This is a genomic window from Kitasatospora sp. NPDC056651 (assembly GCF_042792155.1).
In the GTDB taxonomy this organism is placed as follows: Bacteria; Actinomycetota; Actinomycetes; order Streptomycetales; family Streptomycetaceae; genus Kitasatospora.
In genome coordinates this window covers 1-23315 of sequence record NZ_JBHTWX010000104.1, presented here as the reverse complement: position 1 = coordinate 23315, position 23315 = coordinate 1, and the positions used below count along the sequence as shown (strand labels likewise).

The window sequence follows — 23315 nt, the reverse complement described above, 5'->3', positions numbered from 1 at the left end:
GTGACGGTCAGCGTCGGAAGGACTTCAGGAAGAGGGAGTCCCCGCTGTCCTGGTAGTTGTTGTTGACGCCCAGTCCTGAGGTGAAGCTGCCGTTCTCGTAGCCGGCCCAGTCCTGGATGGGGTTGGTGTCGATGGGCGGCAAGCTGCCGGTTCCGTAGTCGAGGTGTTTGAAGGAGCGCGGGGAGTCCTCGGCGGAGCCGAACTGGTAGGCACGGCCGCGGGTGGAGTAGGGCTGGTAGAGCGCGTAGGGGCCGTTCTTGGTGGTCTGTTTGGTCAGGCTGTTGTTGAAGAAGACGTTCTGGGGGCCGCTGGAGCCGGACCACTTGACGGCCTTGTTGCCGGCGCTCCAGTAGATCGGCCACCAGGTGCCCTTGTCGCCGACGCCTCCTTCACCGCCGCAGTTGGCGTTGCAGTTGCTGGAGGAGTGGTTGTAGGGGACGTGGACGGTGTTGTTGTCGAAGAGGTTGCGGCGTTCCCAGCCGCCGTGCAGGTTGAGGTCGGAGTCGAAGTCGTTGGCGAAGGCGACGTTCCCGGAGGAGGACCACTGGAAGGTGAAGTGGCGCAGGTTGCGGGTGGTGTTGAAGGCGTAGAGGGAGTCCCAGACGCGGGAGCCGCGCAGGTATCCGTTGCCTCCCTTGCCCTTGTTCCAGGCGCCGTCGAAGTAGTTGTTCTCGATCTGGAGGTTCTTGGCGACCTCGGTGACGACGGGGTGGGAACCGGTCATCTCGCCCCTGATTCCGCGGACCCAGCTGTTGGCGGCCCATTTGAAGACGATGCCGTGCATGGCGGCGTCGGGGGCGAGGTTGCCGTAGTTGTGGGTGGCGCATTTGGGGGTCAGGTCGGCGCACTGGGCGGTCAGGCCGTCCATCTGCTGGGTGAAGGTGAAGTCCTCGAACCCGACGTCCGTGATCATCTTGAGCGGGGTGACCTTGCTGGGGTAGGCGGGACCCCCCGGGGTTATCGGCGCGGAGCCGTCGGAGACGGAGTTCACGGGGACGTCGAACTCCAGCGGCTTGTCGATGGTGACGGTGCGTCGGGTGCTGTCGACGGAGGAGATGGTGAAGACCTGCTGGCGCATGTGCAGGTCCTCCAGGCTGCCCAGCTGCCCGGCGGTGTCGATCTGCTGGCTCTGGTAGAACTTCATGCTGTTGGCCGCCCCGACCCACAGGTAGCCGCCCGGCTTGAAGACGGACATGTCGGCGGCGCCGTTGAGCTGGATGGTGCTGTCGCCCTCCCGTGCGGCGTATCCGGGGGTGGAGGTGTTCTCGGCGAGGGTGACGCCCGATTCCCAGTGCTGGTTGACCGATCCCTCGAACAGGTCCCGGCGGTTCTCCGGGATCGCGGAGATGTCGCCGCACATGCGCTGGTGCTTGGCCGACACCTCGCGGGTCTGCACGCGGAACAGGCCGCGTCCGGGCCAGATCCAGCCGCCGGTGCCGGTGATGGAGCCGATCGTGCCCTGGCACACGTAGCGCATCGTGTCCTGGTCCCAGCGGCTGCCCTGGTAGAGGGTGTCGTACCGGGTCGCGCTGTCCGGCCGGAACACGATCTTGGTACCGCTGTCGGCTTTCGTGCCCTGGCCGCGGATGACGAGGTAGGAGGCGTCGACGGACAGCTGCTTGCTGACCTCCAGGGTGCCCTTGGGCAGTTCGATCGAGGAGAGCTTGGTGGGCGAGGCGTTGGGGGTGCAGGTGGTACGGATGTCGTCGATGGCCTTCTGGATGCCGGCGGTGTCGTCCTGGCCGTCGTCCGGCTTCACGTTGTAACGCTCGGCCAGGACCTGGGGAGTGATCCTGCAACGCGGGTCGTTGGAGCGCTCCGCGGGGCCGGGCAGCCGTTGCCCGCCCCGGTAGCCGGCCTTGCTCCAGTCCGGCAGGTCACCGCCCAGACCGGTGCGGCGGTTGCCCTTGGCCAGGACCTGGCTCGTGTCGTCCAGACCGCCGGGGGACGAGCCCGCACTGCCGGTGCAGCGTGAGGTGACCGGTCCGGTGTCGGGGTCGGCGAGGATCTTGGTGAGGCAGGCGGAGAGGGCCTGCTGGCCGAAGTAGTTGGGGTGGATCGCCTCCTGCTGGTGGCCCTGGCCCGTCCACGGGATGTCCGTGTCGACCAGGAAGGGGACCCAGCGGACCCATTCGGCCTGTGCGGCGTCCAGGGGCGCGGTCGAATTGTTGGCCGAGGTGGCCTGCCGGGCGGAGGTGGAGCACAGTTCGTGCCCGGCGAAGGCCTCCTGGAGGTCCAGGAACGAGACTCCTGCCCGCGTGGCGGCCCGGCCCAGCATCGCGGTGATGTTCGCCATCACGTGGTCACGGGCCCAGTCGCTGTCCTTGTCGAGGAACGGGCAGCCGCCCTTGGTGTAACGCCCGTACTTCTCGAACGGGTTGAGGGAGTTCTCCGGATAGCGGTACTCGGAGCTCTTGGGCAGCGGGTTCGGGTAGGACTGGAGCACGATGCGGTAGCTGTCGTCGGACTGCCCGGAGTCGCGCAGGACGTCGCGGATCCCGGTCAGGCTCTTGACCACGTCCTCCTCGACCGCGCCCAACGCCGCGTCGAAGTCGGCCTGCTTGACGGCCCGGCAGCCGTTGTTGTTCACGGCCGGGGCGAGGTAGGCCTTGACGCACTCCTTCACGATGTCGGAGAACTGGAGGTCGTTGCCGCCGATCGACAGCACCACGGTGGAGACGCCACGTGTGGCGGTGAGGTCGCGCAGCTGCTCGATCTGCGGGCGCTCTCCCTTGAACGTGCTGGTCAGGACGCTGGCCGTGGTCGCTCCGGAACAGGCCAGGTTGACCCGGTCGACAGTTTCCGCGCCGGGCACGGCCACACCGTTGATCTCGGCGGAGTCCGACCGGTCGCACGCCGCGTCGGGCTTGGCGGCGTAGGAGGTGTCGCCGTACACCCGCGTGAGGTCGTGGCCGCAGCGGCTCTCGTCGCCGTTGCAGCCCACGGCGGAGCGGTCGGTGCCCCACACCGAGCCGTCGGCGGAGGCGTCCGCGTTGCCGGCCCACCGGCCGGCCTCGCCGGAGATGTAGCTGTCACCCATCGACACCACCGTCGGTACCGCCGTGCAGGGATCGGGCTCCGGGCCGGGGAAGGGCGTCTGCCCGTCGGACAGGACGGAAACGTTCAGCGCCGAGGCCACCGTCACGTTGCCGGCCGACGACGGCGGGCAACCCTTGAACAACCTCGCCTTCCACTTCCAGGTGGGAGTCGTACCCTGAGACACCGCGCGAAGTCCCGAACCGACTTTCTGATTCTCCGGGGCGATCGTGAACCCCTCGGGGTTGACCAACTGCCCGGAATCACTGTCGAAACGCCAGAGCTGACTCTCCTTCTGGCCCGTCTGGCAATTCTTGTGAACGATCTTCCCGGTGCCGTCGGGAGCGATGGTGAGACATTTCAGGGATCTCGCGAGCAGGAGCAGTGAGTACTTCTTCCCGCTGATGTCGACCGCTCCGAACGGCGACAGGACCTGGCTCCCGTTCTTCGCGCGGATGTTCTGCAGGACGAACGGGGCGTCCTCGCCGATGCTGTCGTCCTCCAACCGGGCCTGGTCGACGCCGATCGTCCAGGAGGCGGAGTTCTCCGAGGTCCCACCTGTCAGCCAGTACGGAACTCCCGGATCGGCTCCGGCCTGAAGGCCGCCGAAGAACACCGGATAGTGGTCGCTGTCGTGAGTGGTGTCGGCCCGACCCACGATGCTCCAGTCGCTGAACAGCTGTGAGGCGACCATGTAGTCGTACCGCCCGCCGGTCCGGAAGGTACGGACATCGGGGGCGGTGGAGTGCGTCACGCTGTTCGCGGGGAGATCGGCCATCGTTCCCGGCTCGCGGTTGTAGTCACCCAGGACCGCCCACCGCCCTGCACTCAGGGCTCCCGCCCGCCCCGCGACCGCGTTGACGAACTCGCTCCCGTTGGCCCCGCCGGGGGAGATCGCATGAATGGAACCGAAGGTCATGGCACCGGCGCCGGTGCCGTCGACGATGACGAGCCCCGGTCGCGTATTGGCGAATTGCGTCTCGACGATTTCCACGCTTTCCGGCCGACGGTGCGTCATGAATCCGAGACGGTACATCTGCGGCCGGAGACTGTCCTCGACATAGGTGAGGTAGATGTCCGAACGGTAGCCCAGCCGGGAAGTCAGCCTCTTCCTTTCGATCCGATAGCCGGTGCCGGGGACCAGAATTTCCCCGTCGTTCACCACGTTCGCGGCCGAAATCGCGGCCATCGGCATTTCCTGCAACGCCACGATGTCGTACCTGAGGGCGTAGTTGTAGGCGTTCTGCCAGGCCTTCGGCGTATGGGCCATGTTCCAGGTCATCACCCGCTGCTCTCCGGGGACAACCGCATGCGCGGGCTGGGCTGCCAGGCCCACAAGGAAGCCGCCCATCAAGGCTGTGACGAGACCCAGTGACAGGATTCGCCACAGGGTCAGAAATGAAACAACGGGAGGTTTTTGACGGTTCATTCGCATGTCATCCTAGGTCTTCGAAATTTTCTGGACCCCCGATCCGGCCCCGCCCTTCCTGCCTGCCTGCCCTGCCTGCTTGCCCTGCCTGAACACGTCGGCGCTCCGGCGGTGCCTTGATCGCGGGAGCCACAGTCTGTCGGGATCCGGTTGCGTTCCGGCTGCGCTCGGCTAACGAGCTGGTACGTGATTGCGGAGGGGATGTGCCGGTCTGAGCTGCGGCCTTGTTCAGACGGTGGTGCGGTCGGAGACAAGTCCGGCAACGGCGAGGCACGTACTCGGGAGTGCGCCGCGCCGGCGGGTCCAGCGGGCCAGGCCCTTCCAGCGCTTGTGGTCGGCGAGGACGTGCTCGACCGGTATGCGCCCGGAGGAAGGCTCGTGTCGGGCACGTTCCCGTGCTGTGCGGACTTCCGGCGGGCAGATCCCGTTCGCCTTCCGCGGCGGGGTGACGGCCTGGCCGGGGTGATCTCCTGGAAGGCCCAAGTACCCTTCACCGGCGATCAGTCGCTGACCTGCGCCGGGACGACTCCACCCGGACGACCAGCGCAGGGCGTCCGGGGTCATCCGGCTTCCGATCATCGAATCCGTCGCGACGTCCGGCTGTAGACGGCCACTGAGCTGCGAATCGCAGACCTTCGTCCGTACAGCTCAGGAAGCGGGGCAGTCCTCGGTGGATCGGGCAGCTGACCGTGTTCCTCCCGTTCTGGTATTCCGTCGGAATATCGGGACGGGAGGAGTCCAGTGCCTGCATGTGGTCGATGGCGGACTGCGGCATTCTGAGGCGCGCCAGCAGAAGTCGTGGGTTCGCGGTGCGACCGGCTCCCTGCTGGGGTGCGACGGCAACCTGCGGCGGGTTGGGTGGCTGGCCTGCCCGGGGTCGGACGGTGGGCCGCGGGGGCAGGGCTATCGGGTGGCTTGCCGGTCCACGACCTCGATGCTGTTTCTCTTCGCCCACTCGTAGAGCGGCCCGCCGGGGAGGAACGTCGTCCGCTGGTCGCGCACGAGGACACCGGTGGCTGTGGTGTACCAGGACTCGCTGTCCCCGAAGGCGTGGGCGATGGTGGTGAGCAGCTTGTCGGCGACCTTCACGAGCGCGGCGCCCGGGGTGGTCAATGACTCCAGGGCGGCCTCGGTGGTGGCGACGGCGCGCTTTACCGACCCTGAGCACCCGAGCGCGATCGGCTCGATGGACGGGCCGCCCGGCAAGGCCGGCGTCGAGCAGCTCGGCTGCCCCGTTCTCTCGGCCGGCGACAGCGGCGACGTCGACCAGCGCCCGGGCGAGGGAGGCGTCGTCGACGTGGGGCAGTAGCAGGTCGAACGCCTCCTGGGCGCGGCCGTGCCGGGCGAGCGAGCGAGCGGGTGCAGGACTCCAACGCGTGGACTGGGGATGAGGCAGTGTTCGAAGCCGCGCCACGGATCGGTGAGCTCGGCGCGGTCGAGGACCAGGAGGTCGCTGCCGCCGACGTGCATCTCGACCAGGTCGGTGAACTCCTCGCTGTAGTCGTTCTTCTGGCCGTTGAAGATCGCCTCGGCGATCTCATAGAGGTCCTGGGTCTCCTCCTCCATCGCCCAGAACGGGTTCATGCCCGCCCCCCCAGCGGACCTTGTAGAAGACGAACTCGCCGACCCGGAGCCGGTGCGGGCAGCCGTCGTCCTCGTCGGCGCCGGCCAGCTGCACGCGGGCCTGGCGGTCGAGGCAGGCGGTGCACACGGGGATGTGCTCCAGGTCGAGGTGCTCCCCGAGCCGGGCGCTGACGGTCCACCGCTCGATCGTGCGGTCGTGGGCGTGGCTGCGCAGCGGCGTCTCCAGCCCGTAGGTCAGGCCGATGGAGGAGGGGCTGGCGGGCAGCTCGGTGATGGGCCGCCGGGCGGCCGCGGTGGTGGTCACGCCGCCGAGCGTAGTGAGCGCGGAGACGGCCCGGCGGGGATTCGGCCGGGCCTGTGGCAGCGCCGCCCGTCCGGGTGATTTCTTCCTCGCGTACACGTACGCGAGGAAAGGGCCGGGGCGCGGACCCCCGGAGAATCCAAACGCAACACCGAGCTACGACGCAGACTCAGAGAGCTCAGCCACGAGAACAAGACCCTCGGACGTCGGCTCGACGCAGCCGCCACGGTCATCGCGGCTCTGCACGCCGACAACATCGCGCTCCGCGAGAAAGCCGACCGACGCGGCACCGTCACGTCGATCGGCTCTCAGCCCGTCCGGGCCCGCTGAGACTCGGCCAGCCAAGCCGTTACTCGTTCAGCTCCAGTCCGAGGTCGACCGCCAGTTTCTTGGCGGCGTCCAGGTCCTCGGCCGGAGCGTTCCCCCGCAGGGCGATGGAGATCGGAGCATCCGCCCTGTCCAACCTCGGGATCATCACCGCGACGCCGACGAAGGGGGTGTCCTGCGGCAGCAGGTCGGCCAGACGACGAGCCCAGATCTGCTCTGGCCTCATCCAGGCGTTTCCGGTTCGGGCCGCGTCGACGAGCAGGATCGTCGGCCGGGCTTCGGCCTGCTTGATCTTCTGCTCGTCGGACAGCACTTTCAGGACCTCGGCCTCGACGTCCCGAAGGTGGTTGCCCAGATCGAAGCCGTTCTCCACGACCACATGAGGACCGGCCACCAGCGGGTTGGACTCGTTGAATACCCGGACGGCGAGGTCCAGCCAGGGAGTCGCCGCCCAAGACTGCTCCAGCCGGGTGACCCGGGTTCCCCACTCGCCGGCCCGCACACGGTCGAGAGTCTCCTCGATGATGGCGTCGCGGATGTCCTTCTTGATCGCCAGAGGCGCCTCGTTGCAGGCGAGGTAGACGGTCACCTCGGAAGATTTCAAGTCCAGTGAGACAGTTGTGACGCTATGAGGTTTGTGGTGCGGGTTCCCTGCGCTTGGCCGGGTCATTGATCCAGGCCGTCTGCGGTATCTCGGGCGGTCGGGGACGACGGCCGAAGCGTTCGGGATGCCGGGCGTATGCCTCGGCGAGGGTGACGGCCCGCTGCTCGCGGACCTCCTCGACGGTGCCGAAGTGCACGCTGGCAGGTGTGTGAAGGCCGATTCCCGAATGCCGGTGCTCGTGGTTGTAGTACGAGATGAAAGCGTCGAACCATTCCCGGGCATGGGCCAGGGAATCGAACCGCTGTGGGAAGTCGGCCATGTACTTGGTGGTCTTGAACTGGGCCTCGCTGTACGGATTGTCGTTGGAGACCTTGGGCCTGGAGTGGCTTCGGGTGACACCGAGGTCGATCAGCAGTTGGGAGACCTTTTGGGGCTCTTCTGCTCCATCTGTGGGTCGCTTCGGAGAGCCTGACGCAGTGCACGCCGCTCCCTGTGCAGATCTTGAGGTGTCGAAGCCCGAGATCGAGCGCGCAGGAGAAGCGGCGTGCGGTTCACCACGGTATTGAAGCGGTTGGTCGGATGCGAGCAGGCGGTGCCGGAAGACGCCTGGTTCGACGAGGAAGCACAGGTCATGGTGGTCGCGGTGCGTCCGCGGTCCCGGGCGCGTCGCCGCTGCGGGATCTGCCGCAGCCGTTGCCCTCGGTTCGACGCCGGGGCCGGCCGTCGACGCTGGCGGCACCTGGACGCGGCCGGGTTGCCGCTGTTCCTGGAGGCCGACGCCCCGCGCGTGTGCTGCCCGCGCCACGGGGTGGTGGTGGCCGCGGTGCCCTGGGCCCGACACGATGCCGGACACACATACGACTTCGACCGGCAGGTCGCCTGGCTGGCCACCGAGTGCTCGAAGTCGGCGACCGCGCAGCTGATGCGGATCGCCTGGCGCACCGTGGGCTCCATCCTCACCCGTTACCAGCGCGATGCCGACGCCGGGATCGACCGCCTCGCGTCCCTGTGTCGGATCGGCATCGACGAGATCTCCTACCGCAAGGGACAGAAGTACGTGACCGTCGTGGTCGACCACGACAGCAGGCACGTCGTCTGGATGTCCGACGGCCACGGCAAGGACGTTCTGCGCTTGTTCTTCGACGCCCTCGGTGAGCAACGGTCCCACCGGCTGACGCACATCAGCGCGGACGGCGCGGAGTGGATTGCCGACGTCGTCGCGGAGCGCGCCCCGAACGCGGTGCGGGCCATGGATCCGTTCCACGTGGTGGCCTGGGCCACCGAGGCGCTGGACGAGGAGCGCCGGTCGAGCTGGAACCGGGCCAGGCGCGAGGGCGCCGACCCCGAACTGGCCCGGCGGCTCAAGCATTCCCGGCACGCGCTGTGGAAGAACCCTGAAGACCTCACCGGGCGCCAGAGCGCCAAGCTCGCTTGGATCGCCGCCAACGACCCCCGTCTGCACCGCGCCTACCTGCTCAAGGAAGGCCTGCGCACCGTCTACCGCATCGCGAAGGCCGAGGGGCTGGCGGCCGCCGTCGCCGCCCTGGACCGCCGGCTTGTCTGGGCCCAGCGCTGCCGCATCCCCGCCTTCCTGGGCCTGCGGTGGAAGATCAAGCGGCACTACGACGCCATCACGGCCGCCATCGCCGAGCAGTTGAGCAACGGCCTGATCGAGGCTACCAACACCAAGACACGCCTGATCATCCGACGCGGCTTCGGCTTCCGCACCGCCGACGCCGTCATCGCCCTCGTCATGCTCTGCCTCGGCGGCAGCCGACCCACCCTGCCCCGCCGCCAACTCGCCTGATCACACCCACAGGTCCAGCAGAAGAGCCCAATTTAACCCTCCGGGCAAAGTTCCACGAGCCTGGGACTCTTAAGTCACTGGTATTGAGGCTAGTTGACACATACCGGCGATAGTTGTCACCAAGATCAGCTGGCGACGCTTCTCTGACGGCTCCGACCGGCTTGGACCGCGACCTCTTCTGCGCCTTCCTACTGGACCTCTCGGCAGTCTCGAGCCCACGCTGACTGTCCTGACAGGTCGTGGGCATCCCGCCAGCTAACCCAGTCGTTTCGGCCTGCGTGCCCGCGAACCTGCGGCGGTGAGTGCCGCGGCCAGAAGGAATGCGGTGGCCGCGACGGCGAAGGCGTGCGTGTAACCGCCGACCGCGGCGGCCGAGGGGATGCGGCCCGCATGGGTGAGGGCGGCGGTGCGACTGTCGGCGAGCGAGGCCAGCACAGCTATGCCCATGCTGGGGCCGGTGAGCATGGCGGTGTTCACGACGCCGGCTGCCAGGCCGGCTTGCCGCTGGGGGATCCCCTCCACCGCTGTTGTCACGGCGGAGGGGATGGTCAGTCCGATGCCGAATGGCAGGACCAGCAGGCCGGCGAGGAGCGGTGTGCCCAGCGGCCCTGCCGGGGTGAGGCGGCTGATCAGCGCCAATCCCGCTGAGATGACCAGGAGCCCGACTGGTGCGATCTTGCGGGCGCCGAACCGTTCGACGAGGCGCCCGGAGAGCAGGCCGGTCGCCGAGAGGACGACGGTGTACGGCAGGTAGGCGGCGGCGGTCGCCAGCGGTGACCAGCCGCGTACCTGCTGGAAGTAGAGGGAGAGGAGGAAGGCGGTGGTGGCGCCGCTGGCCGGGCCGAGCATGGTTGTCAGCAGGGCGGCGACGCGGGCGGTGGATGCGAGCAGCCGTGGTGGCAGCAGCGGGTGGGCGATCACGGTCTCGACGACGGCGAAGGCGGCGAGCAGCAGAACGCCTGATCCCAGTGGGAGCAGGACGCCGGGCGCGCTCCATCCGTGGGGGCCGGCCATGGCGAGGCCGTAGCCGAGCGCGCAGAGTCCGGCGGGCGCGAGCACGGCCCCAGCGACGTCGACACGTCCCGGTGATGGCGTGGCCCCACGGGGCAGCAGGCGCGGCGCGGCCAGTACGACGACGAAGGCCACGGCGGCGAGGACGGTGAAGACCCAGCGCCAGGTGAGCAGGGTCACCATCACGCCGCTGATCAGGATGCCGAGGGCGGCGCCGATGCCGCCGAGTGAGCCCCAGACGGTGATCGCCCGTGCTCTGCGCGGGGGGTCGGGGAAGACGGCTCCCAGTAGTGCCATCGCGGCCGGTGCGGCGAGTGCGGCTCCGCAGCCCGCTATGAAGCGAGCGGCGATCAGCACGGGCGCCGTGGTGGAGGCGGCGGCGACGGCGGAGCCGAGGGCGATTGTGCCGGTGCCCAGGGCGAAGGTGCGGCGTTGGTTGGTCAGGTTGGCCAGTCGGCCGCCCAGGAGCAGCAGGCCGCTGAAGGCGAGGCCGTATGCGGAGCTGGCGAGGACGAGTTGGGTGCGGGTGAGGTCGAGGCCGCGTTCGATCGCGGGTCCGGCGGCGGAGGTGATGGTCACGCAGGCGTTGACCAGTACCTGGATGGTGGCGAGTAGGGCGAAGCGTCGGCGTGTGGTGGTTGGGTGCACCGGGTTCGGTGGGGTGTGTGCCGAGGCGGTGGCCCCGGTGGCGGGGTGGGGGGTTTCGGCGGACGGGCTGGGGTGGGGTGTGAGGGAGTCCACCGCATCTCCGGTTGTCTCGGGGCGAGGCTCCGGCGCGGGGTGGCGGGGGTTGAGGTGGGCCCGCGCCGGAGCGTGTTCGCGTCGATCAGGCGGCGGCGTGGGTCCGCGACGAGCGGATCTTGTTGCCGAGGGCCAGGAGGAGGTCCTGCAGCAGGCTGATGGTTGCCTCGTCGGTGAGGTTGCCGGCCTGGTCGAAGCGGTCCTGGGAGCGGAAGACGTGGACTTCGGGCTTGGTCACGAGCTGCGAGTCGGTCCACAGGAACATCTGGCGCAGCGCGAGCTGGGCGCGCACGGTGCCGAAGTTGCTCATCGCGGTGCCCGCCAGCGCGATGGGCTTGCGGTTGAGGGAGGAGTGGCCGCTGGGCCGGCTGGCCCAGTCCAGGGCGTTCTTGAGGACGCCGGGGATGCCGTAGTTGTACTCGGGGGTGGCGATCAGCAGGCCGTCCGCTTCGGTGATGCGGCGGCGCAGCTCGGCGACCGCGGCGGGCGGGGTGTCGGTGTCCTGGTCCTGGTCGTACGGGGGGATCTCGCGCAGTGCTTCGTAGATCTCGACGGCGAACCCGTCGGGAGCGAACTTCTGGGCGGCGCGCAGCAGGGCCGAGTTGTGCGACTGGGTGCGCAGGCTCCCGGAGATGGCGAGGATCTTCAGCTCGGACATGGTGATGTGCTCTTTCATCAATATCAATGGGTGGCCGGCGCAAAAGCCGGTGTCGTTCAGGCGCGGTTCGGGCTCGGCCGGGGGGCGGTTGGGCCGGAGTGACCCAGCTTCATGGACTGTACAGTACAGTACAGAAATGCGAAGACGCTGCCCCACCGCAGTACCCGCAGGCCGCCTGGGCACGGGCACGCCAGCCATAGCCGTCGCCATCGAAGGAGAGCGATGAACACCCCGACCACCACCACCCGCTCGGTCGCCACCGTCGTCAGCCCGATCCACACCCGCGAGGGCGAGGGGTTCCCGGTCCGCCGCCCCTTCCCCACCCCCGACCTGGCCTTCCTCGACCCGTTCCTGATGGTCGACCAGGTGGGTCCGGTGCAGCTCGCCCGCGGCGAGGCGAAGGGCACACCGCCGCACCCCCACCGCGGCTTCGAGACGATCGCCTACGTACTCGAGGGGGACATCGAGTACGCCGACTCCGAGGGACACCGCGGCGTCGTCCCGCCCGGCGCCGTCCAGTGGCTGACCGCGGGCAGCGGCATCGTCCACTCCGCGATGCCCACCGCCGACTTCCTCGCCTCCGGCGGCCGCCAGCACAACCTGCAGATCTGGGTCAACCTCCCCTCGCGGCTCAAGGGCATCGCGCCGCGCACCCAGAACCACGGCGCCGACGCAATCCCGGTCGTCCGCATCGAGGACGGCTCCCGGCTGAAGGTGATCGCGGGCCGCACACACGGCGTCACCGGCCCCTTCGACACCCACGTGCCGGTACTCGTCGCGCATGCCACGCTGGCCCCGCAATCGACCGTCAGACTGCCCATCGCACAGGGCCACAACGCGGCCGTCTACGTCCTCGCGGGCAGCGCGAACGCCTCCGGGACCGAACTCCCGGACGGCCACCTGGGCGTGCTCGCCGACGACGGCGACGCCGTGAACCTCACCGGCGGCCCGGCCGGCGCCGACGTGCTCTTCCTCACCGGCGAGCCGATCGGCGAGCCCGTGGTGCGCAGCGGCCCGTTCGTGATGAACGCCAAGGACGAGATCGCCCAGGCGTACGCCGACTACGCCGCCGGACGGATGGGATTCCTCGCCAGGTGAGACCGGCCCCGGGCCCGGGGGGCACGCGCCCGGGCCCGGGGACCTGTACCCGCAGGTATAGTTCACGAGCTGGTGGGAGCAGTCGGCCCGCCTTCCGATCCACCGGAGGACCCCCATGACCGCACAACCCGCCGTCGGCCGCACTCCTTCCGGAGAACGCGCGGAGCGCAAGCGCCGGGACATCATCGCCGCTGCCCGGGAGGTCTTCCTCCGCGAAGGCTTCGGCGCGGGAATGGACCTGATCGCACGCGAGGCGGGCGTGTCGAAGATGACCGTTTACAACCACTTCGATTGCAAGGACACCCTCTTCACGGCCGTCATCGGACAGGCCCTGGAGGAAGCACTCGACACCGCCAGCCGCCTGGCGGTCGTCGACGCCCTCGGTGCCTCCGACGACGTACGCGCCGACCTCATCGCGGCCTGCCAGGCATGGGTCGCCGGCCTCGCCGACCCCCAAGTCCTGGCCCTGCGCAACCTCGCCGCCGGGGAGGTACGCCGCTTCCCGCAACTCGGAAAGGCATGGCAGGAACACGGCCCCGGCCGCTTCCACACCACACTCGGCGCCGCGCTGCACCGCCTGGTCGAACGCGGTCTGCTGGACATCCCCGACATCGACCTCGCGGTCCTGCAACTATCGGGCCTGGTCCTCTCCCCACACCTGGTGTACAGCGGCTACGACAACGCCCCCGACACCGAGCTCACCGACCGCCTGATCACCGGCGGCGTCGACATGTTCCTCAGCCACTACGGCCGATGAGCCGAAGCGGGCCAGACCACCCGGCCGACCGGCTCCGACGGCGCCGTCGGCCGGCCGCTCGCCCGCCCGGACGCACAGCCGCCGTCCGTCCGGCGAGCGGGCCGCAGGTTGTCACCGCAGCTGAAGGCGAAAGGCGCTCGGCGAAGGTCCGCGCGGGTAGCCGGCCGCCCGTCGACCACTGCACTGTCCCGCAGGATGAAGGTCAAAGGTTCGCCTGCGGGCAACCATCGCGATCAGTCACGAGCCGACGAAGACTTTGAGTCCGGGGATAGGCGCTCTCGGCCTCACTCAACGACGTCATGCGGAGAGCGTGAGCCCGGGCGATCCCCGGGTAGCTGCACTGCTCGACCAGCTCGCCGAACGTGAGCGGTCCCGACGCGGTGGCCTGTAGCAGCTGGTTCTGGAGGCCGAGCCGGGCCTGTGCCACTGGCCCGTCCGCCACGTGAAGCGGCGAACCGGCTGACTCTGGACCGCCTCGACCTCGGCGAGATTCCGCACCGAACAGGTGACCGGCGTACGGCCGAAGCGCCACGTAGCGGTCCAGCGGTCGCTCCAGCCGGCCGCGAGGTTGAGCGTCTTCCTGTAGGCGTCGAATCCCGTGCGGAGGCGGGCAAGGTCGCCCAGGTCACAGACATCGGACCACAAGCCGGTCCACGCATCTGCACCCCCGACCCGGGACCCACCCAGATAGCGTCGAGGACACGCCCCCTCGCTCTCCGTCGCGATTTGATCATGCGGGAGCACCTACGGCGAAGATCCCTCCCAGAAGATGGGTTTCCGAGAATTCGACGCACAAATGTTCGCCCCACCGAGGCGCGACCCTGTACGCAGGTGACAACAAGACTCTGCAGCCCGGCCGCAGCCATCCCGAACCGAACTGACACCAGCCCAGGTCACGGGGTGCCACGAGTGACATCTACAGCCAGTAGTCGCAGTCCCTGTTGTTGATGCCTTTAGCTGACATATAGCGCCGACATCTGTCACCGCTGGCCGACCCACCGACAGCGCCCTCGGTCAATTCAGATGGGTGCGGCTCGTTTCGAGTGACGGCCGCGAAGGGCCGGCACCGCACTGCGGAGGCCAGGGTCGTGTGGGCCAGCACCTCCGGTGAGCGCAACGACACGGCGCTCGTGCTCCGTCGACTGACGGGGAGCGTCATTCCGATCGTGCGATATTCCCTGACGCGCTGGCGGTTGTCCTGGGGAGAACACGTGGTGGTGGCCGGTGGCTTCCAGGGCAGTGGCAGCTCCCTGCTGATGCACCGGCGATCGGGGCTGGCAGCCCTGGTGGGTCCGGGCGGTCCGGGCCCATCAGGGGCGGGTCTCGGTCAAGCCGGGGTGATCTGGGCCTGGTAGCGGGCCGGGTTGCTGCCAGGGTTGCGGTGGGCCTCCACGGCGATGGTGACCGTGCCCGGGGTGGGGCCCGCGGTGAGTTGGGGGGCCTTCGCCGTGCCCTGGGCGTTGGTGACCGCCTCTGCGGTCGCGGCACCGTCGGGGAAGTGGGAGTCGGTGCCGCCGGAGACGGTGAACAGCACCGGAATGCCCGCGAGCAGTGAGCCGTCGTCGGTGCTCCTGGCGGTCACCGTGAGGCGCTTGTTGAAGGCGGCGCCGGGTGCGACCTTCTGGTTGTCGCAGGACGCCTGCCCGGAGAGGTTCGCGCGGGTCTTCGACGCGCTGGGGGCCGGTGCGGGTGTGGGTTTCGGTGCGGTGAACGTCACCTTCCGTACGGTGAAGGCGTCGACGATGTAGAGGTTGTCCTGCGCGTCCACGGCCACCTTGTTCGGGTTGCGCAGCTGTGCTTTGGTGGCGGGGCCGCCGTCCCCCTTGGTGCCCTCCTCACCGGTGCCCGCGACGGTGGTGATGGTCCGGTCGACGGCGGACACCTTGCGCACCAGATGGTTTCTCGGTGTCGGCGATGTAGAGGTTGCCGCGCGCGTCCACCGCCACCCCCCGCGGCTGATACAGCGACGCACGGGTGGCGGGACCGCCGTCACCGAGGCCCCCGCCCTTCCCGCTTCCCGCGACGGTGGTGATGATCCCGTCGCCGGCCGACACCATGCGCACCCGGCTGCTCCCCCATTCGGAGATGTACAGGTTGCCGTGCGGGTCCACCGCCACCCCCGTCGGGAAGCTGAACGTCGTTTGTGTCGCGGGCCCGCCGTCACCGTTGTCGTTGAAGTCGTATCGCCCGCCGCCCGCGACGGTGGTGATGATCCCCACCACGCCGTCCCCGGGTCCCGTCTTCGCCATGCGAGCCCTCCCCTTTGTCGTATGAACGTCACGAGAGCCTAAAGAGCCGCACCGTTCGCGTTCGCCGTACCGCCCGGTATCACCCGTTCGGCCTACGCGTGTTCCCAGTCGATCGCAGCGACGGCCCTGGCGAGGTGCTTCCGCCTACGGCCCGGCCCGGGCTCGCATGCTCGGCGTCGTCTGGTCCGGGTCGGCCGGTTCGGGGGAACTCCGGCATCCTGCGCGGGTTTCGGCCTTCGTCCCCCCATGGGTGCTGTGCTGTGGGGGGGCGTACCTGCGCGTGAAGCCGCCCGCGGTCGCCGTGACCCTGGACGTGCCGGGCACGTCGTTCGCATGGACGCGCCAGGACGACGGCACGTACGTCGTCAGCCGGGGAGCACAGGGATTCCTGACGACGAACGTGGACACACTCGTGGACGCCGCCGTGTTCGACCCGGAAGACCCGCGGATGAGGTGGGTCTTCGTCAAGGCCGTCCCCCGGCGCCGACACGACCGGACCAGGCCGAGCCTGGCCCTTCGCACGCGGCGCCGAGACGTGGGCTACTTCGAAGCCGCCGTCACCGTGTCCAACCCCGCTCACGGCAGGACCATCCCGGCGAACTGGCGGCTGTCCCTCGTCCTTCCTCCGGAGCTCGGCGGCCCGGTGAACGCCACCGGCCACCCGATCACACCCGAGGTGGTCTCCGCGAAACCGCACGACCGCGGACTGCGCGTCGAACTGCGCGCCGCGCCCTGGTCGGCCCGCAAGGCGATCGAACCGGGCGAGACCTTCACCTTCACCCTGACCGGGGGAACCGCCACCGCCACCACCGACATCAGGAACGTCCACATCTGGGCGGACATCCCGCGCATCGACGGCCTCCCGATCGACAACACCACACACCCCGAGCACGGCACCCACCCGAACCCCTGACACCTCCGCCCCCGGTACGCACGGCGCCCCCGGGCCCGGACTTTCGGGTCCGGGCCGTGAGGACCGATCCGGTTCACGGGGCCCGGTGGTTCTCGCCGGTGATCAACGCCGAGGACGCCGCGTCGCCTTCGACCCGCAGCGTCTGCGGGTCCCGGCAGCCGTCCTGCCCAGCCGGAGGTCCGGCCCACGGTGTTCAGCAGGACAGCAACAGTTCGAAGGAGCGAAGGTACTACCGGCCCTGTGGCCGCAGACCTGTCCGGCGTACCGAGGCCGGTCGGTCCGCCACCTCGCGGCGAGCCGACCGGTCGAGAGACGGGGGGCGTGGCTAGCTCGCGGCGGTGACGGGGACGGGGGCCATGGGCAGGCGGGTGGGAAAGTGGATGGCCAGTGCGGTGGAGCGCACCGGCCCGGCGGCGGCCGGGGTCAGGTGCCAGCGGCGGGTCACGGTGGCGAGGATCGTGATGATCTCGTTGACGGCGAACGCGGAGCCGATGCAGCGGTGCGGGCCGGCGCCGAAGGGCAGGAAGGCGCGTTTCGCTTCGACGGTGGGCTCGATCCAGCGGTCCGGGTCGAACCGCTCGGGCGCGGGGAAGAATGCCGGGTTGTGGTGCAGGACGTAGGGGCTCCACAGCATCAGCGTCCCCGCCGGGACATGGTGCCCGCCCAGGTCGAGGTCGGTGTGCGGGGAGCGGGTGAACAGGAACGCCGGCGAGTGGAACCGCAGCACCTCGTTGACCAGTCGGGGCAGATAGTCGAGGCGGGTGATGGCCTCGTACGTCACCGGGCCGTCGCCGAGGGCGTCGTCGAGTTCGGCCCGTACCTTCGCCGCGACCTGCGGACGGGATCCCAGGATGTGGAACATCCAGGCCAGCGTGCGGGCGGTGGTCTCGGATCCGACCGCGAGCAGCCCGGCGCACTCGTCGTGGATCTGGGCGTCCGTCATCCGCTCTCCGCTCTCCTCGTCCTGGGCGTCCAGCAGCATGGACAGCAGGTCGCCGTGGCGAACCCCGGTGGCACGGTAGTCGGCGATGATCCGGTCGATCACCACGTGCATGTCGCGCAGCGACCGCTCGTAGCGCCGGTTGGCAGGCAGTGGGAGCCGGAACGGCACCTGCGAGGGGAACAGAGCCCGCATGGCGACACCAGTGGCCACCGTCGGCATCGACCGCATCGCCACCGCGGCGGCCTCCTCCGCCAGCCCCGGCGCAGAGAACAGACACACCATCACCGCCGCGGCGCTGATCCTGAACATCTCCTGGTCGACCGCGATGGTGCGGCCGCTGTGCCACCGCGCCGACATGTCCTGCGCGACGTCGCGGATGAGTTCGGTGTAGACGCCGAACCGCAAAGCCGAGAACGCCGGCCGCAACAACCTCCGTTGACGTTTGTGGAAGTCCCCCTCCGAAGCGACGATGCTGTTCCCGGTGACCGCCTTGCCTTTTTCGAACAGGGCCCCCTTGTTGAAGTCTTGATTGCGGGTCACCAGGACTTCCCACACCGCCTCGGGACTGACCAGGAGATGCGCCCGCTGGGGTCCCAGCCGCAGTACGGCCACGTCACACGTTCCCGCCAGGGAGGACAGGAACGCCAGCGGCCGGCGCCACAGCTCCCACGCGTGCCCCACCAGCGGAAGGGCACCGGGGGCATCAAGCACCCTCGATCGATCCATCATTCGCGCTCCAACAACGTCGGACGACGTGATCTCCGGCCCGCTACGTACCCCTGGCAGACGCCGTACAAGCACGCCAGGGCTGGACTCAAACACGCCGAATACCGGTGGTCCGGTCATATCCGGCAAGAGGGGTTCAGCAGAGCAAGGGGGACCATTCGCCAGTCGGTCCGGTGTAGCGGGACGAGGGGTCTGCCGCCCACCAGAGGTGATCGAGCGAGGCGAGGATCGAGTAGGTGCCGAGGGTGTTCAGGCAGCGGCAGTCGGTGTACTTGGTGCGGTAGGCCGCCTCGATGAGGGGGACTCGCTGCTGCCAGGTGAAGGTGTCGTAGCCGCGGCAGCCGGGGCAGGTCCGGAAGTGGGCCAGGCAGGCGTGGAGCAGGTGGTCGTAGCGGGCTTTGTCCTGGCAGCGCGAGCGCAGGTCGTAGTCGTCGGGGGTGGGGCTGGGCGGCAGAGGGTTGAGGGTGTTGAGTACGGGGTCGCCGTAGGGGTCGACCTTGGCTGTCTCTCGGCGGGCGGGGGCGGTCAGGTGGTCGAGGAGGACGTCGGCCTGGTAGCGGGCCATGTAGACCTGCCAGACCAGCAGCCGGCCCGCGATGTGCAGGGCCCAGTCGGCACCTTGGTCGATGGCCCACGCCCAGACATCGGTACAGAACCGGCGGACCATGTCGACACTTTCCACGCCGGTGTGGGCGGCGGTGAAGGTGAGGGTGTTGTAGTACTCGTTGGCGATGTTGTCGTGGCGGCGGTCACAGGCATCGTGCGTCACCACAGCGGCCAGCGCGACCGCGTCGATGGTGTTGTCGTCCCCGGTGAGTGGCCCCTGCTCGTGGCGGGCTTGGAGGGTCAACGCCCGGATCGCGGCGTTGATCACGCGGTATCGGATGGTGCGGAGTTCGTCGTCGGGGAGACGAAGCTGCTCGGCCTTGGGGTGGAGGACGTCGGCGTAGATGGCTTGGGTTGACGCCAGCCAGGCGTCCATGATTTTGCGTTCCTGGCCGTCGGCTGCGTGGTCGTGGTGGACGTGGTTGATGTACTCCACGACGCGTTGTGCGCAGATGTCGAGGGTTTCGGGCATCTGTTCGGCGAAGTGGTAGTAGTCGGCGAAGGAGTCGAACAGGCTGACGGAACAGGATCCGCGCACGCACGCTTGGCACAGACGGTTGTTGTCGATGAGGCACCAGGCGTACCCGTAGGTCTGTTCGGCCACTGCGTGCCAGAAAGGGGTGTCGGGTACCGGGATCGCTTCGGTCATGGCCCGCAGCAGTGCCGTGCCGCGGGCAGCGAAGCCGTGGCGGCGTGGGGCGTCCGTGGCGAGGGGAAGGTCGGGGAAGTCCTTCAGGGCCCGGGTCTTGGCCAGGTTCTCCTCGAAGGGGATGCCCTTCATGTGGGAGTCGTAGGTGCCGACCGGATTGCGGCTGTCGAACAGCCGGGGTCCCATAGCCGGGTTCCAGGTCTTCCTGAGGTCGGGAATGCGTCGCATGTCGGCGGCGAGGCGGACTGCGGTCAGCTCGTCGGGCCGGAAGAGGTCCGGCCCGTACAGAGCGGTGGCGACGGCGGAGTCTCCTCGTTCGTGGAGGCGCCCTGCTGTACCCATGAGATGTCGTCCTCAGCGTTGGTGTTGCATCCCACGCACCTTCGGGAGAGTTCTTTCCAGACGCGCCATCGCTAATCTCACTGCCAATCGCCTCCAACCGAAATACCGGTGATTTAGGTCATTTCCCGACTGCTTGAGGTGGCTCGGTCTTCTGCGGGCCGAGCCCCGTCAGTTCCGCCCGGGGACCGGTGGAGGCGGAAGGACAACCGCAGCAGGTAGCCGGCCACGGACTCCTCCGGTAGCGGTGCCAGGCTGCGGACCAGCGGCCGGGAGGTCATGGGGTCGTCCGTTGTTCGCCGGTCCGTGCACCGCCGTCGCACCCGGCGGCTGTCTGCTGCGTGTAGGCGGCCAGGCGCGGAAGGAGGAAGGCCTTGGCGCCGCGGCGGGCGCCCGCGAGGTGGGGCAGGTCGCGGACAAGGTCCGGGCCACCCGGCAGTCGCCCGCCCCAGCCACGGTCCCGCACCAGTGGGCTGAACAGGTAGTCGCCCTCGGTGACCTGAGTCCACACCAGAACCGACGCGCAGATCCGCAGTTCGGGAGCCGCGTCGAGGGTGGGCAGGCCATCGGTGAGGTGGGCCCAGTGGGCCGGCGGGATGTTCCAGTCCTCAAGCACCGTTCGGCGGCGCTGGTAGTCGATGCGATGTTCCTGGCCGTCGAGTTCGGCGGCGATCGCGTCGAGCCCGAGAAGGAACTGCTGCCAGGTGTCCTCGCCGTCCGTACGCAATCGGAGCTGTTGAAGCCCGGAGAGGGCGTGCCCGCGCGGGATCCCGAGCAGACGGGCGCTGTCGGAGAAGGTACCGCCGCTGGTCATCTCGGCGAGCTTGAGGGTGGCGGCCCGCCGCACCAGGCGTGCGTTGTTGCGGCTGGCGACGGTGAGGCGGGTAGTGAAGTGGGCCAGGTGGCGCTCGTAGGCGGCGTTCGGCAGGAGCTGGGGGATCCCCTGGGCCGTGAAGCGGCAGGTGCGCGTCGGTACGCGCAGGGACGCGGACGTGCCGGCGCCGGCCGTGGCGTGGAAGCCGCCCCGTTGGACGGCAAGCGCGCGGGCGAGTGGCAGGGAGAACTGTCCGCGCCGGATGATGCCGACGAAGCGGGTGCGGTCGCGTTCGACGGCGCGGCGGGCCAGGATCTGGACGCAGTCGCGGGCGGCTGCCGGGTCCGGGTGGCTGACCAGGTACTCGCTCATGGCGAGCAGGCTCGCGCAGGCGACGGCTGCGGGTGGCGGCCTGATGACGATGCGGCCGTTGTCCCCGTGGGGGCGGTCGGCGGTGCGGCGGCGGATGGCGTGGATGTGCTTGTCGAGGGCGTCGGTCGCGACCTCGGGAAGGCTGAGGTTGTCGACGGCGGCCGGCCACGAGATGGTGATCATCTGGCTGACGGCGATCAGGTCCGGGAAGAACAGCGACTCTCCGGCGGCCGGCGAGACCAGTCGCGCCAGCAGCCTGCTCTGGAGATCGAGCAGGGTGCCGAGGTCAGTGTCCGCGCTCGCGCGGGTGCCCGCAGCCGTCGTGGTCAGGTCGGTGCCGCAGGCGGGCTTGGGTTTGCGGGTGCCGGCGTCGGGGGCGTGGTTGCGGCACTGGGCGGGGTGCAGTGCGTGACCGGTCGGGTGCAGGATCAGGGCCGCCCGGCCCTGGACGGACGCGTTGAGGGGTTGGCGGCAGCACGGGCAGAGGTGGTCGAGCAGGCGCCGGTGGCGGGTGCAGGCGAAGACGACCGGCAGGTGACATGGCAGGCGCCAGGGGCCGCCGTGCGCGCTCTGGACCGCGGTGCCGTCACCTGCCAGGCACTGGGGGCAGAAGCGGCTGGCGGCGGTGAACGCCCACACATGGGAGCCGAACCGGCCGTCCGGACGCTCCCCGGCGTCCGTGATCGGTGGGTACGTCACCTGGTGCGGTCGCAGCCCGAGTGCTCGGACCTCGCTGGGGGTCAGGCGCGTTGTGGCGGCGAAGCGGACTGCGGCCTCCGGCCGCAGGGCGACCAGCAGGTGTGCGGGGAGCTTGACCGCGTGGCCGAGCCGGTAGGGGGCGATGCCGGTGAGCACGGCGACCCGGGCCGGCGTGCGGTTCAGCCGGTGGGCGAGCCGCAGCAGGAAGCCCGGCAGTGACTCGTCGGGCAGCGGGGCCAGGCTGCGGGCCAGCGGGCGGGGCGTGCCGGTCAACCCACCGCCCCCGTGGGGCCGTCGTCGTCGAAGACGGTGTTGCGACCGGGGCGCTTCTTCTTCGGCATCTGGGGGATCTCCGGTTGTTCGCCGGAGTCGGCGTCCAGGTCGGGCAGGTCGGTGGGGCTGACCGTGCACCGTTGCAGGAGGTCGACCGTCAGGTGCTCGGCCCGGGTCTCGATGGCGTGGCGGCAGCCGGTCTGGATCAGCTTCTCCAGGAGGCCGACGACGCCGTTGGTGCGCCGGAACAGGTACTCGGGCATGCCGCCGGTGGTGAGCATGCCGTCGGTGTCGTTCAGCAGCCGCAGACAGCTCTCCAGGCCCCGCAGGTGTGCGGTCCAGGCTTCGATCTGGGCGGGGGTGTCGTAGCTGAACGCGTCGAGGTCGATCATTTCGAAGCGGCGTTCGTGCTGGGTGGCGGCGTGGGCGTTGGGGCTGCGTCCGCGGTCCTTGACCGGCGGGAAGACCCACTGCCGGGTGACGGGGTCGCGCCGGCCGTCCCGCAGCAGGCCAGAGGTCGGGATGCCGACACCGACGAGGATCAGGGTGACCGGCATGCTCATCATCTCGCGGATCAGGTCCAGCACGTCCTGGTCTGCCTCGCGGTGGAGCTTGAGCCTCGTGATGTCGTCGATTTTACCGACCGCAGGAGCTCGGGCATCGGCTCTGAACTGCGACGATTCATAGACTACATGTCCGCGACGATGGCTCAACGCTCTTTGCTGTTCATCTCGTCTTGGCGATGTTCCCTGGCCCCGCGCTTCCGGCCTTGCTGGTCCATGTGAATGATGGCGCGGTGACGAACATCAGCGACGCCCACGTGAAGGTCCACTTCCGGATGGAGGTGGATGAGGACGGCTGGCCGCCTGCGAGCGTCGAGAGTCTGTGGGCCGTGGACCTCGGTGACGGAACGGTGCGGCTTGATAACACTCCCTGGTTCGTGCGTGGAGTCGCCCGCGGCGACGTCATCCAGGTGGAGGTTGATGACGACGGCCTGCGCTGGGCCGGGGACACCGTTGATGCCTCGGAGAACTGCACCATCCGGTTGATCGTGCTGAAGGACGGAGGCTCAGCTGCGGCTAGGAAGACCGTGCTGGAGACCTTTCATCGGCTCCGCACGACGGGCGAGGGCATCGAGCAGTTCCGGATGGTCGCGCTGGATATCCCACCGGAGGCTGACATCCCGCGGATCCGCAAGCTGTTGGAACATGGTGACGCGAAAGGCTGGTGGCACTGGGAAGAAGGATGTGTCACTGCCGCCTGGGACGCGAGTGCAGGCACCGAGGACGACTGAGCGCCAGAGACCGTGGCTGCCTCATGGGTGGGGAACTGGCTGACCGTCGACAGCTCGGGTGCCCGGCCGCCGGGAGGCGGCCGGG

At 69.0% G+C, this 23315-nt stretch carries 17 protein-coding genes and 1 pseudogene; 5 read left to right on the top strand and 13 right to left on the bottom strand.

Translation table 11 applies throughout. The features are described from left to right. Positions 1–7: 7 nt before the first annotated feature. From ACFRAR_RS30660 to ACFRAR_RS30640, 5 genes and pseudogenes are all read right to left on the bottom strand, one after another. Positions 8–4318, bottom strand: coding sequence for a hypothetical protein (locus ACFRAR_RS30660; protein ID WP_380702077.1), 4311 nt, complete (start codon positions 4316–4318; stop codon positions 8–10). 1050 nt (positions 4319–5368) lie between these two features. After that, positions 5369–6049 (bottom strand): hypothetical protein, encoded by a 681-nt coding sequence (locus tag ACFRAR_RS30655; protein ID WP_380702075.1) that lies wholly within the window; start codon positions 6047–6049, stop codon positions 5369–5371. Next, positions 6003–6353, bottom strand: coding sequence for a hypothetical protein (locus tag ACFRAR_RS30650; RefSeq protein ID WP_380702073.1), 351 nt, complete (start codon positions 6351–6353; stop codon positions 6003–6005). The genes ACFRAR_RS30655 and ACFRAR_RS30650 overlap by 47 nt, the downstream gene beginning before the upstream one ends. 346 nt (positions 6354–6699) lie before the next feature. Next, positions 6700–7266, bottom strand: coding sequence for a hypothetical protein (locus tag ACFRAR_RS30645; RefSeq protein WP_380702071.1), 567 nt, complete (start codon positions 7264–7266; stop codon positions 6700–6702). Between the two features lie 37 nt (positions 7267–7303). Further along, positions 7304–7705, bottom strand: a pseudogene (locus ACFRAR_RS30640) (integrase core domain-containing protein); the annotation flags it as partial. Between the two features lie 120 nt (positions 7706–7825). Between ACFRAR_RS30640 and ACFRAR_RS30635 the strand changes: the two are divergent. Continuing rightward, positions 7826–9088, top strand: a complete 1263-nt coding sequence (locus ACFRAR_RS30635; RefSeq protein WP_380702069.1) for an ISL3 family transposase — start codon at positions 7826–7828, stop codon at positions 9086–9088. A gap of 255 nt (positions 9089–9343) precedes the next feature. On the opposite strand, the gene ACFRAR_RS30630 is transcribed toward ACFRAR_RS30635, so the two are convergent. Together ACFRAR_RS30630 and ACFRAR_RS30625 are read right to left on the bottom strand one after the other, a co-directional pair. Further along, positions 9344–10747, bottom strand: coding sequence for an MFS transporter (locus ACFRAR_RS30630; protein WP_380702067.1), 1404 nt, complete (start codon positions 10745–10747; stop codon positions 9344–9346). Between the two features lie 178 nt (positions 10748–10925). After that, positions 10926–11498 carry an NADPH-dependent FMN reductase gene (locus ACFRAR_RS30625; protein WP_380702065.1) on the bottom strand — a complete coding sequence of 191 codons (573 nt, stop codon included), beginning with the start codon at positions 11496–11498 and terminating at the stop codon, positions 10926–10928. 222 nt (positions 11499–11720) lie between these two features. On the opposite strand from ACFRAR_RS30625, the gene ACFRAR_RS30620 reads away from it, so the two are divergent. Further along, the gene (locus tag ACFRAR_RS30620; protein WP_380702063.1) at positions 11721–12596 is read left to right on the top strand and encodes a pirin family protein; all 876 of its coding nucleotides are present in this window, start codon (positions 11721–11723) and stop codon (positions 12594–12596) included. A gap of 115 nt (positions 12597–12711) precedes the next feature. Further along, the gene (locus ACFRAR_RS30615) at positions 12712–13353 is read left to right on the top strand and encodes a TetR/AcrR family transcriptional regulator (protein ID WP_380702061.1); all 642 of its coding nucleotides are present in this window, start codon (positions 12712–12714) and stop codon (positions 13351–13353) included. Positions 13354–14680: 1327 nt separating this feature from the next. Here ACFRAR_RS30615 and ACFRAR_RS30610 read toward each other — a convergent pair. Both ACFRAR_RS30610 and ACFRAR_RS30605 read right to left on the bottom strand, forming a co-directional pair. After that, positions 14681–15244 (bottom strand): hypothetical protein, encoded by a 564-nt coding sequence (locus tag ACFRAR_RS30610; RefSeq protein ID WP_380702059.1) that lies wholly within the window; start codon positions 15242–15244, stop codon positions 14681–14683. Then, on the bottom strand, positions 15189–15602 hold the full coding sequence (locus tag ACFRAR_RS30605) for a hypothetical protein (protein ID WP_380702057.1): 414 nt from the start codon (positions 15600–15602) through the stop codon (positions 15189–15191). The genes ACFRAR_RS30610 and ACFRAR_RS30605 overlap by 56 nt, the downstream gene beginning before the upstream one ends. A 280-nt stretch (positions 15603–15882) precedes the next feature. Between ACFRAR_RS30605 and ACFRAR_RS30600 the strand changes: the two genes are divergently transcribed. Continuing rightward, the gene (locus ACFRAR_RS30600) at positions 15883–16515 is read left to right on the top strand and encodes a hypothetical protein (protein WP_380702055.1); all 633 of its coding nucleotides are present in this window, start codon (positions 15883–15885) and stop codon (positions 16513–16515) included. A 325-nt stretch (positions 16516–16840) separates the two neighbouring features. On the opposite strand, the gene ACFRAR_RS30595 is transcribed toward ACFRAR_RS30600, so the two are convergent. The 4 genes from ACFRAR_RS30595 to ACFRAR_RS30580 all read right to left on the bottom strand — a co-directional run bounded on the left by ACFRAR_RS30595 (position 16841) and on the right by ACFRAR_RS30580 (position 22523). Beyond that, the gene (locus ACFRAR_RS30595) at positions 16841–18184 is read right to left on the bottom strand and encodes a cytochrome P450 (protein ID WP_380702097.1); all 1344 of its coding nucleotides are present in this window, start codon (positions 18182–18184) and stop codon (positions 16841–16843) included. Positions 18185–18320: 136 nt separating this feature from the next. Beyond that, entirely contained in the window at positions 18321–19781 is a 1461-nt protein-coding gene (locus ACFRAR_RS30590; protein ID WP_380702053.1) for a hypothetical protein, read from the bottom strand. A 274-nt stretch (positions 19782–20055) separates the two neighbouring features. Next, positions 20056–21936, bottom strand: a complete 1881-nt coding sequence (locus ACFRAR_RS30585; protein WP_380702051.1) for a TniQ family protein — start codon at positions 21934–21936, stop codon at positions 20056–20058. Further along, the gene (locus tag ACFRAR_RS30580) at positions 21933–22523 is read right to left on the bottom strand and encodes a hypothetical protein (RefSeq protein WP_380702049.1); all 591 of its coding nucleotides are present in this window, start codon (positions 22521–22523) and stop codon (positions 21933–21935) included. The genes ACFRAR_RS30585 and ACFRAR_RS30580 overlap by 4 nt, the downstream gene beginning before the upstream one ends. 209 nt (positions 22524–22732) lie before the next feature. On the opposite strand from ACFRAR_RS30580, the gene ACFRAR_RS30575 reads away from it, so the two are divergent. Then, positions 22733–23230, top strand: coding sequence for a DUF4265 domain-containing protein (locus ACFRAR_RS30575; protein WP_380702047.1), 498 nt, complete (start codon positions 22733–22735; stop codon positions 23228–23230). Positions 23231–23315: the final 85 nt, after the last annotated feature.

Excerpts from the sequence above, each read along its gene's own strand:
- ACFRAR_RS30620 (WP_380702063.1), top strand. The coding sequence starts at position 11,721 with ATGAACACCCCGACCACCACCACCCGCTCGGTCGCCACCGTCGTCAGC.
- ACFRAR_RS30615 (WP_380702061.1), top strand. The coding sequence starts at position 12,712 with ATGACCGCACAACCCGCCGTCGGCCGCACTCCTTCCGGAGAACGCGCG.
- ACFRAR_RS30595 (WP_380702097.1), bottom strand. The coding sequence starts at position 18,184 with ATGGATCGATCGAGGGTGCTTGATGCCCCCGGTGCCCTTCCGCTGGTG.
- ACFRAR_RS30655 (WP_380702075.1), bottom strand. The coding sequence starts at position 6,049 with ATGAACCCGTTCTGGGCGATGGAGGAGGAGACCCAGGACCTCTATGAG.
- ACFRAR_RS30625 (WP_380702065.1), bottom strand. The coding sequence starts at position 11,498 with ATGTCCGAGCTGAAGATCCTCGCCATCTCCGGGAGCCTGCGCACCCAG.
- ACFRAR_RS30660 (WP_380702077.1), bottom strand. The coding sequence starts at position 4,318 with ATGACCTGGAACATGGCCCATACGCCGAAGGCCTGGCAGAACGCCTAC.
- ACFRAR_RS30590 (WP_380702053.1), bottom strand. The coding sequence starts at position 19,781 with ATGGGTACAGCAGGGCGCCTCCACGAACGAGGAGACTCCGCCGTCGCC.
- ACFRAR_RS30605 (WP_380702057.1), bottom strand. The coding sequence starts at position 15,602 with ATGGCGAAGACGGGACCCGGGGACGGCGTGGTGGGGATCATCACCACC.